General features: G+C 44.2%; 11 protein-coding genes. 7 read left to right on the top strand and 4 right to left on the bottom strand.

Annotated elements, in window-relative coordinates:
* The first annotated feature begins 253 nt into the window (after window positions 1–253).
* Window positions 254–1,531 carry an NAD(P)/FAD-dependent oxidoreductase gene (locus AC2SLM_RS07095; RefSeq protein ID WP_486542296.1) on the top strand — a complete coding sequence of 426 codons (1,278 nt, stop codon included), beginning with the start codon at window positions 254–256 and terminating at the stop codon, window positions 1,529–1,531.
* 62 nt (window positions 1,532–1,593) lie between these two features.
* Entirely contained in the window at window positions 1,594–1,932 is a 339-nt protein-coding gene (locus AC2SLM_RS07090; RefSeq protein ID WP_486552882.1) for a RidA family protein, read from the top strand.
* A 133-nt stretch (window positions 1,933–2,065) separates the two neighbouring features.
* Here AC2SLM_RS07090 and AC2SLM_RS07085 read toward each other — a convergent pair whose 3' ends face one another.
* Together AC2SLM_RS07085 and AC2SLM_RS07080 are read right to left on the bottom strand one after the other, a co-directional pair.
* Entirely contained in the window at window positions 2,066–2,743 is a 678-nt protein-coding gene (locus AC2SLM_RS07085) for a hypothetical protein (RefSeq protein WP_486552880.1), read from the bottom strand.
* A 25-nt stretch (window positions 2,744–2,768) separates the two neighbouring features.
* Window positions 2,769–4,415, bottom strand: a complete 1,647-nt coding sequence (locus AC2SLM_RS07080) for a vWA domain-containing protein (protein ID WP_486552932.1) — start codon at window positions 4,413–4,415, stop codon at window positions 2,769–2,771.
* Between the two features lie 456 nt (window positions 4,416–4,871).
* On the opposite strand from AC2SLM_RS07080, the gene AC2SLM_RS07075 reads away from it, so the two are divergent.
* Window positions 4,872–5,786 carry a DUF808 domain-containing protein gene (locus AC2SLM_RS07075; protein ID WP_486542302.1) on the top strand — a complete coding sequence of 305 codons (915 nt, stop codon included), beginning with the start codon at window positions 4,872–4,874 and terminating at the stop codon, window positions 5,784–5,786.
* 190 nt (window positions 5,787–5,976) lie between these two features.
* Here AC2SLM_RS07075 and AC2SLM_RS07070 read toward each other — a convergent pair whose 3' ends face one another.
* The gene (locus AC2SLM_RS07070; protein ID WP_486552878.1) at window positions 5,977–10,206 is read right to left on the bottom strand and encodes an Rne/Rng family ribonuclease; all 4,230 of its coding nucleotides are present in this window, start codon (window positions 10,204–10,206) and stop codon (window positions 5,977–5,979) included.
* Window positions 10,207–11,438: 1,232 nt separating this feature from the next.
* On the opposite strand from AC2SLM_RS07070, the gene AC2SLM_RS07065 reads away from it, so the two are divergent.
* The 4 genes from AC2SLM_RS07065 to AC2SLM_RS07050 are packed head-to-tail and all read left to right on the top strand — an operon-like array spanning window position 11,439 to window position 14,966.
* Window positions 11,439–12,497, top strand: a complete 1,059-nt coding sequence (locus AC2SLM_RS07065; RefSeq protein WP_486552876.1) for an RluA family pseudouridine synthase — start codon at window positions 11,439–11,441, stop codon at window positions 12,495–12,497.
* 53 nt (window positions 12,498–12,550) lie between these two features.
* Window positions 12,551–13,276, top strand: a complete 726-nt coding sequence (locus AC2SLM_RS07060) for an HAD family hydrolase (protein ID WP_486552875.1) — start codon at window positions 12,551–12,553, stop codon at window positions 13,274–13,276.
* Between the two features lie 59 nt (window positions 13,277–13,335).
* Entirely contained in the window at window positions 13,336–14,286 is a 951-nt protein-coding gene (gene ubiA, locus AC2SLM_RS07055; protein WP_486542310.1) for a 4-hydroxybenzoate octaprenyltransferase, read from the top strand.
* A 53-nt stretch (window positions 14,287–14,339) separates the two neighbouring features.
* Window positions 14,340–14,966 carry a DUF4112 domain-containing protein gene (locus AC2SLM_RS07050; RefSeq protein ID WP_486552873.1) on the top strand — a complete coding sequence of 209 codons (627 nt, stop codon included), beginning with the start codon at window positions 14,340–14,342 and terminating at the stop codon, window positions 14,964–14,966.
* Between the two features lie 44 nt (window positions 14,967–15,010).
* Here AC2SLM_RS07050 and AC2SLM_RS07045 read toward each other — a convergent pair.
* Window positions 15,011–16,086, bottom strand: a protein-coding gene (locus tag AC2SLM_RS07045; protein ID WP_486552872.1) for an IS3 family transposase whose coding sequence is annotated in 2 segments (ribosomal slippage) — window positions 15,011–15,831 and window positions 15,831–16,086 — 1,077 coding nt in all. Because the reading frame shifts where the segments join, the coding sequence is not laid out codon by codon here.
* Between the last annotated feature and the right edge of the window lie 71 nt (window positions 16,087–16,157).

Genomic DNA, 16,157 nt, shown 5'->3' with positions numbered 1-16,157 from the left:
TTCTTTATTAGAGCCGCTAATTGACTCATTTAATTAAAGTTTTGATCTGAGAAAAGTGCGTCTAAAGCTAGGCAAAACAAAGTCTGATTTTTGATTGATAAACTCAATCAATTTAATAACACGCATCGCCTATAATAGCGTTATGATAAAGGGGCAGGTCGCCGTATTGAGGTGACCTATAAGCCCCGTTTTTAGTGGCTGTTTTTCATTAACCTATTTACCCAGCTTGAAGGCTTGGTTGCAAGGATATTTTATGCAATACGACGTTATTGTTATCGGTTCAGGGATGGTGGGTACCTCAATTGCGTGGCATCTACAAAAAAATAATTCCCAAGTTTTGTTATTGGATAAAAAAGCACCCGGTGAAGAGACCTCTTACGGTAACGCAGGTTTGATTCAGCGTGAGGCCGTGTATCCGAAGCCTTTCCCAAGGCATGTTGGTGAGATTTTGAGAGTATTACCGAATACCAGTACCGATATCCGTTATCGCTGGTCGGCTATTTTTAATTACCAAAGCGCGTTATACAAATATTGGACCAGCTCTGCCAAATCTAGAATTGGTAAAATTCAAGACGAGTGGGCGACCTTAATTGAGCATTGCACCAGTGAGCATGCGGTGATGATTGAAGCGTCCGGTGCTGATGATCTAGTACGTAAAGATGGCTGGTTCGAATTATATCGTCATCAAGATAAGTTTAATGAGGCGCAGCAGCTTGCGAAACGTGCCGAGCAAAAAGGTGTCAAACACAGCATTTTGACCCCAGAAGAGTTAAAAGAGCGTGAGCCCAATGTCGACTTTTCAGAGTTTATTGGTGGGATTCATTGGCAGAATTCTTGGCAAGTCAAAAACCCAAGCCGCTTAGTAAAAACCTATGCCAAAAGCTTTGAGACCATGAATGGTGAAGTCAAGCAAGCGACGGTTAAAGAGCTGAATAAAGCAGAAGATGGCAGCTGGCAAGTGGTGGTCGAAATTAATGATTCACAGTCGGGCGCTCAGACCCAAACCTTTACCAGTACTCATGTGGTGATTGCCGCCGGTCCTTGGTCGACACAACTGACGCAGCCGCTAGGTTATAAGTTCCCATTATTTCCAATGCGCGGCTACCATCAACACTTCAAGGTGAGCGAGGGCAATCGTATTGGTCACAGCTTATTCGATGCCGAAAAAGGCTATTTGATGGGGCCGATGGATCAAGGTATCCGTATTACTACTGGCGCTGAGATGACCACCATTGATGCACCCAAAAATGTGAAGCAGCTTGAAGCAGTATTGAAGATTGCCAAAAGAGTCTTGCCTTTAGAGGATGCGGTGGAGTCGGAGCCTTGGCACGGGTCAAGACCGTGCATGGCTGATATGAAGCCCATTATCGGGCCTGCAGCCAATCATGATAAGTTATGGTTTGCTTTTGGTCATGCGCATCAAGGCTTTACCTTAGGCCCTGCGACAGGCCGTTTGGTAGAAGAGATGATTCATGAGAAGCCACTTTATATTGATGCTACGCCATTTAGTTGTGAACGCTTTATGCGTTAATTGCTTGATCGGCAAATATTTAACAATATAAATAATTTAAACGTTTAATAAAGAGACCTTAGATGCAAAAATTACACAGCAATCAGCGCATGAGCAAAATCGTTATCCATAACTACACCATCTATTTATGTGGTCAAGTAGGGAATGCTGAAGATGATATCTCGGCACAAACCTTAACCTGCCTTGAAAAAATCAAAGCGCTGTTAGAAGAAGTAGGCAGTGACAAATCCAAAATCTTATCAACCACAGTCTGGCTAAAAGATATGTCAGACTTCGCAGAGATGAATGCAGTATGGGATGAATGGTTTAGCGATGTGACACCGCCAGCACGTGCCTGTGGTCAAGCAGCACTAGCACGCCCAGAGCTATTGGTTGAGATGATTGTGATTGCAGCCGTTTGATGGTTAATCGGATAATTAACGATGACAACATGCATGCTATTAACGGTTAGACTGAATATTTAATCAAAAAATAGCGCAAAAAAAGACAGCCCACTGGCTGTCTTTTTTAGTGTGTACTCAATATATAGTCAATCTATTTAGCCTCTGATTCTGGAGCCGCGTTATCAGCAGATTGCTCAGTTTGCGCTTTAGGCGGCGGCTCGGAGGTAATCTCTATCGGCAACGTCAAGCCATGTGCGAACTTGTGGGCAATCACATAATCAAACTGACTGGGTGTGACATTGGGTGTGGTATACACAATCAGTTGGGCATCCTTTTCAGAATACGTATGCGACAAATAGCTGTCACCCAATTGATTGAGCAGCTTCTCCATAGGCTCGTTACTGGCCATACCGACGGTCAAGCTATGGCGTGCTTGCTCCGCAGAGATGCCGGAAAACTTAGCTTGTGATTGCACAGAAGCACTATCAAGCTCAAACGGATAATTAAAGCTGTCTGGATCAACAGGCTTAACACCCGAATCAATCGCTTGCCAATTAATTGTCAGCGGCTTATCCCGTGTAGACTCCAGTTGTACGTCTTCGATATCTGCCATGTCATGCGTTGACGCAGCGGTATCGTCAGTCGTCTCGCTTGTCTGGGCAGTATTCTCTTCAACGACTGCCTCCGAAACGGCTTCACTGTCATCACTCGATGTACTGGTCTTTTGCTCACAAGCAGATAGAGACAATAGAGCCATGCAAAGGCTCGATAGCATGAGCTCTGAACGAATAGTTCGCTTTTTTGAGCTGATGGGGTATAAATCTGTCATTAAGGCATATCCAAAAGATAAAAGCTTAGTTTAATGCATCCGCTAATTCAACCAGTTTAATAAACTCACGGCGGCTACCGGTACTATCGGCTGGGCTATTTATACCAGATTTGGCCAATTGTGCGACGTCGGTATAGCTTAGATTGTTGACGTATTTACTGTTTGAGAGTAGTTGACCGTAGCCTGCGACTGCCATAGCAAATTGCGTATCGCTCGACGCTTGAGTAACTTTATTGGCAATCGGGAAGGTGAGTAATTTTGAGGTGTCACCATTAGGCGCTTTATAACGAATTTTTAGGAATCCAAGCTCGTTTAGATTGCTGCCTTTGGTCACAAGCTTTTGATAACGGCTGTCATCTAATAAGCCTTTGTTGCCGACTGGGGTGATTTCAAATAAGGCCACTACAGATTTACCCGCACCCAACTCACCGGCATCGACTTTGTCATTATTAAAATCTTCTTTAGCCAATACACGGTTTTCATAACCGATTAAACGCCATTCAGAGACGGTTGCAGGGTTAAATTCTACTTGGATTTTAACGTCTTTGGCCACGGTATTAAAGGTTGATGACATCTCATCAATAAGCACTTTTTTGGCTTCGGACAAGCTATCAATATAGCTGTAATTACCGTTACCATTGTCCGCCACTTGCTCCATCATATGATCATTATAATTGCCTTGACCAAAGCCAAGCGTCGATAATGAGATGCCTTTGTCACGGTTATTGCGGATAATCTCAAGCATGTCATCGACGCTTGAGACACCGACATTAAAGTCGCCATCAGTGAGCATCAAGATACGGTTAATACCTTTAGGCTTAAAGCTTTTCTCTGCTTGTTGATAAGCAACTTTGATGGCTGCTTCACCATTGGTTGAACCGCCTGCATCTAAATTATCAATAGCATTAAGAATCTTTTGGGTGTCACTACCTGAGGTCGGCGGTAGAACCACTTCGGTGTTGCCGGCATAAGTGACTAAGGTGATGGTGTCTTGCGGCCGCAGCTGCTTGGTTAGCATTTTTAAACTGGCTTTGGCCAATTGTAGCTTGTCGCTTGCTGACATAGAACCTGAAACATCGACCATAAATACTAAGTTGGCAGGGGGTTGCTGCTGTGCGCTAAGGATGTCTTCGGCTTTAATACCGACTTTGATAATGTTATTGGTCGGATGCCACGGCGATTTCACCACCTCAGTACTCACTAAAAATGGCGCATTTGCCTGTTTTTTGGCACGACTAAAATCATAATTAAAATAGTTAATTAGCTCTTCAACGCGAACGGCATCAGCGGGCGGTAAACTGCCATTGTTTAAAAAGCGGCGTGTGTTGGCATAACTGCCCGTATCGGTATCAATACTTAATGTCGCAAAAGCTTGCTCACGAGTAGATTTGACGGCATTACGCTCAATATCTGCATAGTTCTCATTACTTTTCGGTACCATACTAGGCGCAGGCGCACGAGAGCTGGTAATCATAGCGGCAGGCGCTTGTTTGGCCATTGCCATATCGCTTGAGCTTTCAACCACGATAACAGGCATAGCCTCAGCAGGCTCTGCAGCAGCAACTTCTATGTTTTCAGTAACAGGAGGCGATACCACTTGTTGTCCCTGACTACACGCACTCAATATTGCTAGGCTCAGCACACTGACAGTAGTGGCAAAAATAGGGTGCATAGCCACTGCATTATGATTATTGGTCACTGGTCTTTTATTCTGTAAAGATACCGACATAAAAAATCCTTGCTGAAAGCGATAAAGTATTTAGTTGAATTAAATTGATTATAAAGGATTAATAGACTCTATGGTAGTGAAGGAGACCCAAGATTAGGTTGGATTTAGAGTAATATGCATCGCTACTTACAATCGTAATATGGTTTTCATCAGATTAAACGATACACTAAGGCTAAATAGATGTGGTCTACTTCATAATACATAGCAGCAGTTATAGCCCTTTGAACTTGCTTATACCGTGTTTAAGCCTGTGAATGTGCTTGCTAATTAAAAAAGCCAGACCATCGAATAAACAGATTTTATACCCTGATAGCGCAGTATCTTTTATATGAGTCGCTCAAATGACTGATAACACATAAAAAGGTGGGTGCTAGCTGTTGAGGTTATTAAGGAGATTTTATGGCAGGTGGTAGTTTATTGTTGCTACTCGACGATATTAGTTTACTTATGGACGATGTGGCGGTGATGACCAAGGTAGCGGCTAAAAAAACAGCCGGCGTCCTAGGTGATGATTTAGCATTGAACGCAGAGCAGGTCACGGGCGTTAAGCCAAGCCGTGAGTTACCCGTTGTCTGGGCAGTAGCGAAAGGCTCGTTTATAAATAAGCTTATTTTAGTGCCCGCGGCATTACTGATCAGCTACTTTATTCCTTGGTTGATTACGCCTTTACTGATGCTTGGGGGCTTGTTTTTGTCCTATGAGGGCGCTGAAAAAGTGGTGCATAAGTTTTGGCCAAAACTATTGCCGCATGATGAAGAGCATGAAGCCCGAAAAGCGGCAAATGCGGATGAGTCTGTCGATTTAGTGGCATTAGAGAAGAAAAAGGTAAAGGGTGCAATTCGTACCGATTTTATCTTGTCAGCTGAGATTGTGGTTATTGGTTTGGGTACCTTGACTGCCGCAAGTATGGTTAATAAGACCATTGTACTGTCTGTTTTAGCCATTGGCGTGACCATTGGTATTTATGGCTTAGTTGCTGGTATCGTTAAAATTGACGATGTGGGTTTGCATCTGATACAAAAGCCGGGTGCTAGCAATACCACCAAAAAGTTTGGTGAGTTCTTATTATCTGCAGCGCCTAAGCTAATGAAATTTTTATCTATTGTGGGTACTATTGCGATGTTCTTGGTCGGTGGCGGTATCATTGTGCACGGTATCAGTTATTTACATCATGCGGTAGAAGATATTTCTCATTTAGCGGGTATCTTTGAAGGTGTTTCTAATACCTTATTAAATGGTCTTGTTGGTCTGATTATTGGTGTGATTGTTTTGGCTATCGTGACAGGTATCAATAAGGTACGCGGACAGCACTAATTTAAGGTATTGGGTTAAGCTGATTAGTTCAGATACCCGTTTAATATAAAGTCAATTATGACCTAGTATAATTTAGAGCAATACTCTTAAAAGACCATACGGAAAAGACAATAAAAAAGCGCCCCTGCTATCTATAGTAGGGGCGCTTTTTATTACAACTATTAATATTTTATAGCGTTAAGACAATACGCTAGCTCTCGCCGTCTTGATCTTTGCTATCATTTGACGCAGGCTTCTTATTATCCTCTTTCACTTTACGAGTGCGTGCTTTAGGCACTTTAGGTGAGGTCAGATTTAATAAACCTGTTTGTGGTAATAGCTGTTCAGAGATATTCTCAATCATACTCTTATACGTCTCGATACTGGTCTTATTCGACGTATTGGCGCTTTGTTGAGTTTCAGCTTGAGTCGCCGTTTCGGCTATTTGCTGCTCAGCATCAACATGCGTGTGCGGCTCATGCAAACGCTCTTCGTTTTCCTCACTGATCGCATCTGCTTGCGGCTCATTGGCTAATACATCTGCTGGGTGCTCAGTGATGTCGCTATCTGTAATATGCAAGCTAGGCTCAGAGGTAACAGTAGTACTATTGCCACCCTCTACAGACTGAGCCACTGATACTAAGACGCTCCAAGGTTGACGTAGCGCTTTTAAGAAAGCCGCTTCGGTTTGACCTGACGCAATGATGTCAAGACCTTCTTGTCCCAATACCTTACCGACGAAGTTACCAACATTGAGCTTTAGCAAATCTGCCATGGCCTGTGCCGGCGACTTTTCATTGCTGTCAGATGCTGCTACTGCTGGTTTAGAAGCTTCCGTAGTTTGAGTTGCTTCACCCTGCTTAGATGCTACCTCACTTGACGTAGTATCAGTTGATTCAGCCGCTTGAGTATCAGGCTTAGACTCTACCGCTGGCGGCGGCGTATAGTCAGGATGCTGACCACGTGGATCATTGGCCGCGCGTGCACCGATAGGTGTTGGTGCTACCTCGGTTTTTCCCTGATCCACATTGTGAGCCGCTACCGCTGAGGTCATCTGAGCAAAGCGCTCTAGATAGCTTGGCGATAAAGACTGATAGCCATAGTTGATAAAGCTAAACGCTTGCGGTGTCTCAGCTGCAGGGGTTTTCTGAGTTGTCACAGGTATCGTTTTGATGCCTGAAGTTTCCTTATACGCATTTAATGCCGCTAAGAAACAGGTAATCACACCATCTTTTGCTAGGCGCATACGCGGCTGAGCTAAGTGAGTGTGAATAAACTGACCCACAGAGCCGTTAATCACCGGTGCAGGTGTAGCAGCAGCTTGCTCAGCTTTAGGCGCTGTCTGCTTATTCTGCAAGGAGGCCTTAATCACACGAGGGTCGTTACTGGCTTGTCCAAACTTCTCGGCAGCCACATAGCGATCCGCAAACAGCGACTCAACATCAAAGCTAAGCGTCGCTTTGCTAGAGGTCTCATCTGCCAGTTCAGGACTGGTCTCTACTGCTTTAGCATCAGTCTCTTTAGTAACCGGCGCTTTAGCAGCAGGGGCTACTTCTGATTTGCTTTCAGATTGCTCAGATTGATGCGGTGCATCATTCGATGCCGGCTTCTCAGCGCTCTTTTCTGCTACTGGCGCCGACTCTTTAGCTGCTGTCTCTTCTTTAGGAGCAGACTTTGCTACTTCTGGTTGAGATTTAGCTTCTGTCTGCTCGGTTGATTCAACAGGCTTATCAGCGTCTGCTGATTTTTCATGAGCCTCTTTTACTGATGGCTCACCTTTGTTATCGGCTTGCTGATTTTGAGTAGAGATGTTGTCTTCCTGCTGTGCCGGCTTCTCAGATGACTCTGCTTTTTTTGCGGTGTTATCCGCTTTAGAGTCCCTTGAAACAGGCTGATTGCTCGTCTTGTCATTCTTATGCGACGTAGACTTTGAGTCATCAAGTGAGATGTGAACCACTTCAACTTCTTTTAGATGATTCTCAGCTTCCGTGACACGAAGGTTTACCTCATTTGGATCAACTTGGCGCTCGTTTTGCGAGCGATTGTTTGATCGATTTGAGCCAGACTTATTGTCCTGTCTTGAGTGACGCTCAGAGCGGCTGTCTTGTGACTGATTGTCAGACTTCTGCGGCTGCTTAGTCTCACCACGCTCTATAGCACCGCGTGATTCACGTTTGCTGTTAGGCTCGCGTTTTGGCAACTCTTTTTGTGAGTTGGTTTGGCTGTCGCTGTCTTTAGCGCCTTGATGACGATTGTCTGAACGGTTGTCAGAGCGATTATCAGGCCTTTGCGAGGTGTCAGCCGACTTGTTGTCGTCTTTATCTTGGGTGTTATTACGGCGACGATTATCAGGTCTACTACGCTCACCACGTTTGTCATTTTTGTTGTTACGGCTGCGACTGTTACGTGAGCGGCGGCGTTCTCTGTCGCTGTCACTCTCTGTATTTGAGTCGCTGTCGTTATTGGCTTTATTTTCTGGTGCTGCTGCAGGAGTTGGCGTGGTAGAAGTCAGCGCAGTGGCGCTTACTTGTCCGAAAGCACCACGGCTTTCAGCACCGCTGTTTACAATCGCCTCAATGGCTTGTGCGGCATCGGCACTGCTTACTGTTGCTGCCATTTGAGCTTGCGGCGTTGGAGCAAATAGGTTTGATAACCATGCTACAGCGGCAGGCTTAGCCTGTTCAACAGCTGTTTGATTTGGCTGAGCTGCTGCTTGTTGACTGGCAGGCGGAAGTGGTGGATTAACAATGGCACCGGTATGAGCGGTATTGCTGCCATTTTGAGTGCTGTTATTGTTAGCGGCTGTATTGATACTATTGCCAGTGGCTTTGTTGGCCGCAGTATCTTGCTGGCGAGGTTGACGCACTGGCTGCTGCTCTGGGCGATCAGATTCAGCGGTCTGCCAATCAACTTCATAGCCTAGTGAGCTGGTTTCTTGCTGTTGAGTATCGGTCACACGCTCATAACTGGCCGGCGCAAACCCTTGATGATTAAAGTGTAGATTAAAGTTTGGTGACTCAAGATGGGCATGTGGCAAGATAGTGATACGCGTACCGCTGTCTTGTTCTAGATACACAAGACTTTCACGTTTTTCGTTCAATAAGAAAGCAGCGATATCGGTTGGTACTTCAGCTTGAACTTCACCATGACGCTCTTTTAGGGCAGTCTGTTCAATCTGACGCATGATAGATAGCGACAATGAACGTAGGTCGCGAATCATGCCATTACCATGACAACGTGGACAGATATAGCCGGTTGACTCTTCTAAAGATGGACGCAGACGCTGACGGCTCATCTCCATCAAGCCAAAGCGTGAAATTTCACCAAATTGAACGCGAGCACGGTCATATTTAGTGGCTTCAACCAAACGTTTTTCGACTTCTTTTTGATGTTTGTTATCGTTCATATCAATGAAATCGATAACAATCAGGCCACCCATATCACGTAGACGCAATTGACGTGCAATCTCGTCTGCCGCTTCTAAGTTAGTGTGGTAGGCGGTCTCGGCAACGTCAGCACCTTTGGTTGATTTGGCAGAGTTGATATCAATAGAAACCAGTGCTTCGGTTTGGTCGATAACAATTGAACCACCAGATGGCAGACGTACTTCACGCTGATAAGCGGTTTCGATTTGACGTTCAACGTTAAAGCTTGAGAACATCGGTTCAAAGTCGGTATATTTACGCAGCTTATCGATTTGCTTTGGCATAACTGCTTTAACAAAGGTTTCTGCCTCAATAAAGGCCTCTTCATTATCAATCCAGATTTCGCTAATGTCATCACGTAAATAGTCACGCACAGCGCGAGTCACAACGCCGGCTTCTTGATGCACAAGGCGCGGTGAAGCGTATTTTTTGTTTTGGTCTTGAATCGCGTTCCAGATATTAAGTAGATGGTTTAAATCATGCTGTAAATCGTCTTGAGTTTTACCAATACCGGCTGTACGTACGATAACACTCATGCCTTTTGGTAAATCAAGATTACCCAGCATACGCTTCATGTCTTCACGTAGCTTTCCGGAGATTTGACGAGAGATACCGCCGCCTTTAGGGTTGTTTGGCATTAATACCAAATAGCGACCGGCTAAAGAAACGTAAGTCGATAGGGCAGCGCCTTTATTACCGCGCTCTTCTTTTTCAACTTGGACGATGAGCTCATCGCCTTCTTTAATTAATTTACGGATGTTTTCTTCGCGTGGGTTGCCGGATAAATATTCACTGGCAATTTCACGAACAGGTAAGAAACCTTGACGCTTTGAGCCATATTCAACAAATACTGCTTCTAGTGAGGGTTCTACGCGGGTCACATGACCTTTATAGATGTTGGCTTTTTTCTGCTCACGCGTACGGTTTTCAAGATCGAAGTCATAAAGGTGGTTGCCTTTACAAAGGGCAACACGAACTTCTTCGTTGTGAGTGGCGTTAATGAGTATGCGTTTCATTGGTGTATCCTAGTTTAGGTCATGATACACAATGGCTGATACTTAGAGGGAGTAAAGCTTAGACATGATATATAGCCAAAATAGGGGCTGGCTTGCTAGGTACTGAGTTGACCGATAATACGGCCTATTCAAGTACAGTTAATCAAAAGATGAAGAGGACAGGGTTAACATAAAACTTCAAAAGGTGTTGAGCATTAAGTCATTGGTTATTAAGCGGTTAAGTTATCAAGCGGGTCAGCAAAGTGTGCTTTAGGCTCGTATTAAGTGTGCAACATTGTGTGATACTCCAAGTTATGTAAAACTTAGATGGCCATGAAAGGTAAATATCACTAGCAGACGGTTGGTCTGCTTATTATGTTAGTTTTCAGTCGCCCTATAAAGAGAGGCTGTCATCATTACAGTCATACTCAAGGTTGCCAGGTTCTAGTCAAATCAGTACATACGTCGTTGTTACTGCAAAAGAGGTGAGTCGTAAATTCACCGCCATGTCATCTTGGTATGATAAGCCAATCCATATTGAGACTGGCTTGATATCAGGGACCGTGTCGGTACAACTGGGTTAACTATAATAAACCTACTCTTAATTAATAAACTTAATCCGTTAAATTTTAAATCTTTAAAGTTATGTTTGGGTGTCACTTAAGAGCGGAGCTTGGCGGGGCGTACTTGGCAAATAACGGCTTTTTTTATGACGACAAACACAAGGTTTATTGAGTATCTGTTTACGGTTATTTGACCGCCAATTCGGCTCTGTCTTATCTTTTGTTATCATGCTTACTATCCAGATAATGTTAGCGGTAGCTTAATCAATAAAAGCAGGCAAGGTGTAAGGTTGTCTGCACAGATTAGCGGCTACATGACCTATCTGGGCTTTTTAATAGCAGAGGCTTTTGGCCATAAGCTATTGTTATCCTAAGATATTAGAGCATTGTGTTCATGTTAAATTTAAATGGGGATAATGGCGCCAAATTGGCTAAAGTAGGTTTAAGCTACCAGACCATTCACCCAAAATCATTGTTTATAAAAATAACGTTGTGGGCTGACTTTATAACAAAATATCAGTTTATGATATGCAAACGTATATCATTATGAGCCTGCTCAAAAAGTGAGCTTTTACGCATAACAATACACGAGACACAAAGTCAACGTGTTAGACTATACCAAATCTTTTGCCAAACACCTAACAAAATATGTCAAAATCCAACCGAAAACCTGAGAATAATGTAGCTAAAATGAATAATGAAAACCCAAGTATAGAAGAAGATTTAAAAGGTCTAATGGCCAGTGTTGGCGCTGAGCCAACCTCAGTTAGACGCAATTCTACTAAGGCACGACCCCAAAGTGCCGATGAAGATATTGAAGACTTCGGTCAGGTCAATCATCTCGAAGTAACACGCAACCAACACGGACAGCGTGTGGATAATTTCTTGTTAGCCAGACTTAAAGGCATGCCACGCGCCCATATTTACAAAATGATTCGATCCGATGAGGTGCGTATCAATAACAAGCGCTGCAAGCCTTATGACAATCTTGAACGTGGCGATGTGGTACGTATTGCGCCTGTGCAGTTAGCAACTCGCGAAAAGCCAGTGATTGGTAAAGAATTTGCCAATAGCCTGCTTGAGCGTGTGGTTTATGAAGATGAAGGTCTGATTGTACTCAACAAACCATCAGGTATGGCGGTCCATGGCGGCAGTGGTATCGACTTTGGTGTGATTGAAGCGATGCGTGAAGTTACCGGTAAAAAGTATCTAGAGCTGATTCACCGCATTGACAGAGACACCTCAGGGCTGCTGATGATTTCCAAAAAGCGCTCAACCCTAAAAGTATTGCAAGAGCGTTTGCGCGAAAAAACCATCCAAAAGCACTATCTGTGTATTGTTAAAGGTCAGCCTGCCCTGAATGAGTTAAAAATTGATGCACCTTTACTGCGCTTTACTTTAGCCAGTGGCGAGCGCCGCGTTAAAGTCGATAAATCAAGCTCGGATGCTAAGCCAAGTCAAACCGTTTGCAAAGTATTGGCAAGATTTAAAGTAGGCGGTGAGCCGGTTAGCCTAATTGAAGCAATGCCATTAACGGGCCGTACCCATCAAATTCGTGTGCATTTAGCCTATCTTGGTCATCCTATCTTGGGCGATGATAAATATAACCCTCAAGACAGCTCTGGCGTTCGTCGTCTATGTTTGCATGCGTGGAAGCTGGATATTCCAGATTATGAAACCATTACTGCGCCGCTGCCAGAGGACATGCAAAGCTTATTGCCTAGCGATGTTGATTTAGATAGCGAATAAGCGGTGTTACAAGCTAAGAGACATATACAGTAGATATCGATAAAAGGTGAGATATGAATAAGCGTACGTCCGATTCGGTCACTGTGTCAGCCGGTGAAGACAGTCATTTGCTTGCAGATAAGTCGTTGATTATCTTTGACTGGGATGGCACTTTGATGGACTCTATTGGTCTGATTGTCAAAGCCATGCATGTGGCCGGTGAGGCCAATGGCTTTACCACTACAGATGAGGCGGTCAAATCGATTATTGGCCTGAGTCTTATTCGCGGCATCCAACTCTTATATCCTGAGGCTACGGCAGAGCAGCATGCAGCGATTCAGCAAAGCTATGCTGATTATTATATCAGTGCCAGTATTGAGCCGAATCAACCCCATTCGCAGTTTTTTGATGGTATTGAGCCCATGTTGCAACAGCTACAAGCACAAGGCAAAAAACTGGCCGTTGCCACCGGTAAAAAACGGGCAGGGCTAGACAGAGTCATGGATTATGCACACAGTCGTCATTATTTTGTGACCAGTCGCTGCGCAGATGAGTCTGGCTCTAAGCCAAATCCGCAGATGCTGATTGATATCCTCGAAGAAACCGGCTATAGCGTGACTGATGCGGTCTTTATCGGTGATAGTATTCATGATATCCAAATGGCCAAAGCGCTTGATATGACCTCTATTGCGGTTAATTATGGTGCCGCCACAGCTGAGACTTTAGCCGCTGAGAATCCGACCTATCAGGTAGAGACGCCGCAGCAGCTTATCGAGCTATTAACCGCGACTTACCACTAAGCAGTACAAACCGTATTTGTGTTATCTTTTTTTACCTTAATTAGCCTTGCTGGTTTGTTATGACTCAATCTTCACTCTCGTTACAACAAAAATTTCACGCCTACGTTCAGCTCACGCGCTTTGACAAGCCTGTGGGTATTGAACTGCTCCTATGGCCGACGTTATGGGCAGTTTTTTTAGCTGCTTTTGGAGCGCCAGAAAGCCTCTCTGAAAATATGAGCAGCGCATTACCGGCAGTGCTACCGTCTTGGTCTGTGCTGTTTATTTTTGCGTTAGGCGCTATTTTTATGCGTGCAGCAGGCTGTGCGATTAATGACTTTGCGGATCGTAAAGTCGACGGCTCGGTAAGCCGGACCAAAGGTCGGCCCTTGGCGGATGGCCGATTATCTGCCGGCGAGGCGGTCGGTGCGTTTTTGTTATTGTCTTTGGTCAGCGCAAGTTTGCTGTTTTGGTTGCCGGTTGAGGTGTTTTATTGGTCGTTGGGCGCAGTGCTACTGGCATTTATCTACCCTTTTATGAAGCGCTTTACCTATCTGCCGCAAGTGTTTTTAGCAGCAGCTTTTGGTTGGGCCATTCCGATGGCGTATGTGGCCGTACAGGGCTCGCCTGATATTTGGTGTTGGTTATTGTTTGCAGCTTATATGTGCTGGACTGTGGCTTATGACACTCAGTATGCGATGGCAGATAGAGAGGATGATTTAAAAATAGGCGTTAAATCGACTGCAATTTTATTCGGTCGTTATGATGTATTGATTATCTCTATTCTGCAAACTGCCTTTTTGATATTAATGGGCGTGGCGTTGGCTCATTATTTTAAAGACACGGTGCTGGGCTTGATTCCAGTATTTGGACTTGGTCTAGTCGCATTATTATTTGCCCAGCAAAACAAAGCCTGTGCAACCCGTCAGCCAATGGCGTGTTTTCAGGCCTTTTTGGCCAATGTATGGGTTGGGCGCTATGTGTTTTTATTAATTGCCTTAAGCTGCGTATGGGTTGCCTTTAATAGATAACTTGCCTCCCATCAGATTTTTTATCTAATAACGATTACATAAGACACACCATTATGAAGCAGCAACCACCCCTAAATCAGTTCGATGAGCGTTTAAAGCGCCAAGGATTAACCCGCGATCAAATCGTTGAGATGGAGCGTGGTTTGGCTAAGTTTGCCAATACCATGGACTCTTTGGTACGTATTCCTTTTACAAAGCAGGGGGTAGGCGCTGATGCCGCATTGTCGACCGTGCCATTAGCCGGTGACGTGGCGGGACTACTATTAACGGGTTACGCCTTTATATTGGGTCGCCGACTGGGTGTACCGATGCATAAACTGATGCCTGCGGTAAAGTTAGCGTTACTCGATATGGTGGTGGGTATCGTGCCTGGGGTCGGTACGTTAGTGGATATTTTTATTCGGCCCAGTCGTAAGACGCTACAGATTGTGCGCGAGCATCTACAAGTAGAATATGGTATTGAGGACACGCAGCATATCGACCGTCCTTTTTTACATGAGTCTCTACAAACAAAGCAGCAGCAATCTAAGCTGTGGCGTAATCCGCTTATGGCATGGCTCTATCTGCATATCCCTGACATACTCGGTGTTGTGGTATTGATATTCATTGGATTTATGCTGTGGACAATTGGCAGGTGGGTAATGGATTTGTTTTATCAATATGCATTCCCTAAAGGTTAGTGGTGTAAATACCCCATTCTTAACACAACATCATCGTAGAATAATTAAGCCACCTGCCTGTACTCAGCAGGTGTCATATCATTAAGTGAATCATGGGGTCTTTCGGTGTTATAAACCTTGATCCATTCTTCAGTCAGCTTATTGACTTCATTTAAATCATTGAATAAATAACAATCCAAAACCTCATTGCGATAACTACGATTAAACCGTTCAATATAAGCATTCTGATAAGGACATCCAGGCTCAATATAGTCAATATAAATACCATGAGCTGATGCCCAGTCAGTAAACACTTTAGAGGTAAACTCACTGCCATTATCCACACGAATCTGCTTAGGATAGCCATGCCACTCGGCTAACTGGTCAAGGTAGCGAATCACTCGGAGTGAGGGAATACTGGTACCAATATCAATGCCGAGTACTTCGCGGTTATAATCATCAATCACATTAAAGGTGCGAAAGCGAATATTGTTGTATAGGCTGTCGCTCATGAAATCCATTGACCAAGTATGTCCCAATGCATTTGGTACACTTAACGGCTGAGGATTGCGTGTTGGTAGACGTCTTTTAGACTTACCACGTAGGTTTAAGTTTAACGCTGTATAAACACGATGTACGCGCTTATGATTCCATGAATAGCCAAGCTTGCGTATACGCTTAAAACACTTTGGGAAACCCCAACTATTGTGCTTATCTGTTAGCTCATTTAAAACCTCAATAATTTCACTATCATCAGATAGTTTAGGCTTATAGTAGTAAGCAGTTCGACTGATGCAGACGACCTGACAACTCAATGCAATACTGATACCATACTGCGCCTGTAACTCTTGCGCCCAGACTTTGCGCGCGAGGGCAGGCGCTATAGCTTTTTTATGATCTCTTCCTGCATCTGCGCTTTGAGGCTTAAATCAGCAAACATCTGTTTAAGCCTACGGTTTTCTTCTTCAAGCTCTTTTAATCGCTTAACATCAGAGACTTCCATACCACCGTACTTGGAACGCCATTTATAGAAAGTCGAGCTAGCAATCCCGTATTTACGGCACAGCTCTTTAGCAGGTATTCCAGCTTCTGCTTCTTTTAATATCGATACGATTTGGGTCTCAGTCATTCGTTTGCTCATATCAAAACTCCTTATGGGTATTTTATAAGAAATTCTACGTTTGAGCTGTGTTATTTTAGGGGATAGTTACA

This window comes from Psychrobacter sp. CX16, from assembly GCF_057396245.1.
This window is presented reverse-complemented; position numbering and strand designations above follow the sequence as displayed.

Excerpts from the sequence above, each read along its gene's own strand:
- AC2SLM_RS07065 (WP_486552876.1), top strand. The coding sequence starts at position 11,439 with ATGAATAATGAAAACCCAAGTATAGAAGAAGATTTAAAAGGTCTAATG.
- AC2SLM_RS07060 (WP_486552875.1), top strand. The coding sequence starts at position 12,551 with ATGAATAAGCGTACGTCCGATTCGGTCACTGTGTCAGCCGGTGAAGAC.
- AC2SLM_RS07070 (WP_486552878.1), bottom strand. The coding sequence starts at position 10,206 with ATGAAACGCATACTCATTAACGCCACTCACAACGAAGAAGTTCGTGTT.
- AC2SLM_RS07050 (WP_486552873.1), top strand. The coding sequence starts at position 14,340 with ATGAAGCAGCAACCACCCCTAAATCAGTTCGATGAGCGTTTAAAGCGC.
- AC2SLM_RS07090 (WP_486552882.1), top strand. The coding sequence starts at position 1,594 with ATGCAAAAATTACACAGCAATCAGCGCATGAGCAAAATCGTTATCCAT.
- ubiA (WP_486542310.1), top strand. The coding sequence starts at position 13,336 with ATGACTCAATCTTCACTCTCGTTACAACAAAAATTTCACGCCTACGTT.
- AC2SLM_RS07085 (WP_486552880.1), bottom strand. The coding sequence starts at position 2,743 with ATGACAGATTTATACCCCATCAGCTCAAAAAAGCGAACTATTCGTTCA.
- AC2SLM_RS07080 (WP_486552932.1), bottom strand. The coding sequence starts at position 4,415 with ATGCACCCTATTTTTGCCACTACTGTCAGTGTGCTGAGCCTAGCAATA.
- AC2SLM_RS07075 (WP_486542302.1), top strand. The coding sequence starts at position 4,872 with ATGGCAGGTGGTAGTTTATTGTTGCTACTCGACGATATTAGTTTACTT.
- AC2SLM_RS07095 (WP_486542296.1), top strand. The coding sequence starts at position 254 with ATGCAATACGACGTTATTGTTATCGGTTCAGGGATGGTGGGTACCTCA.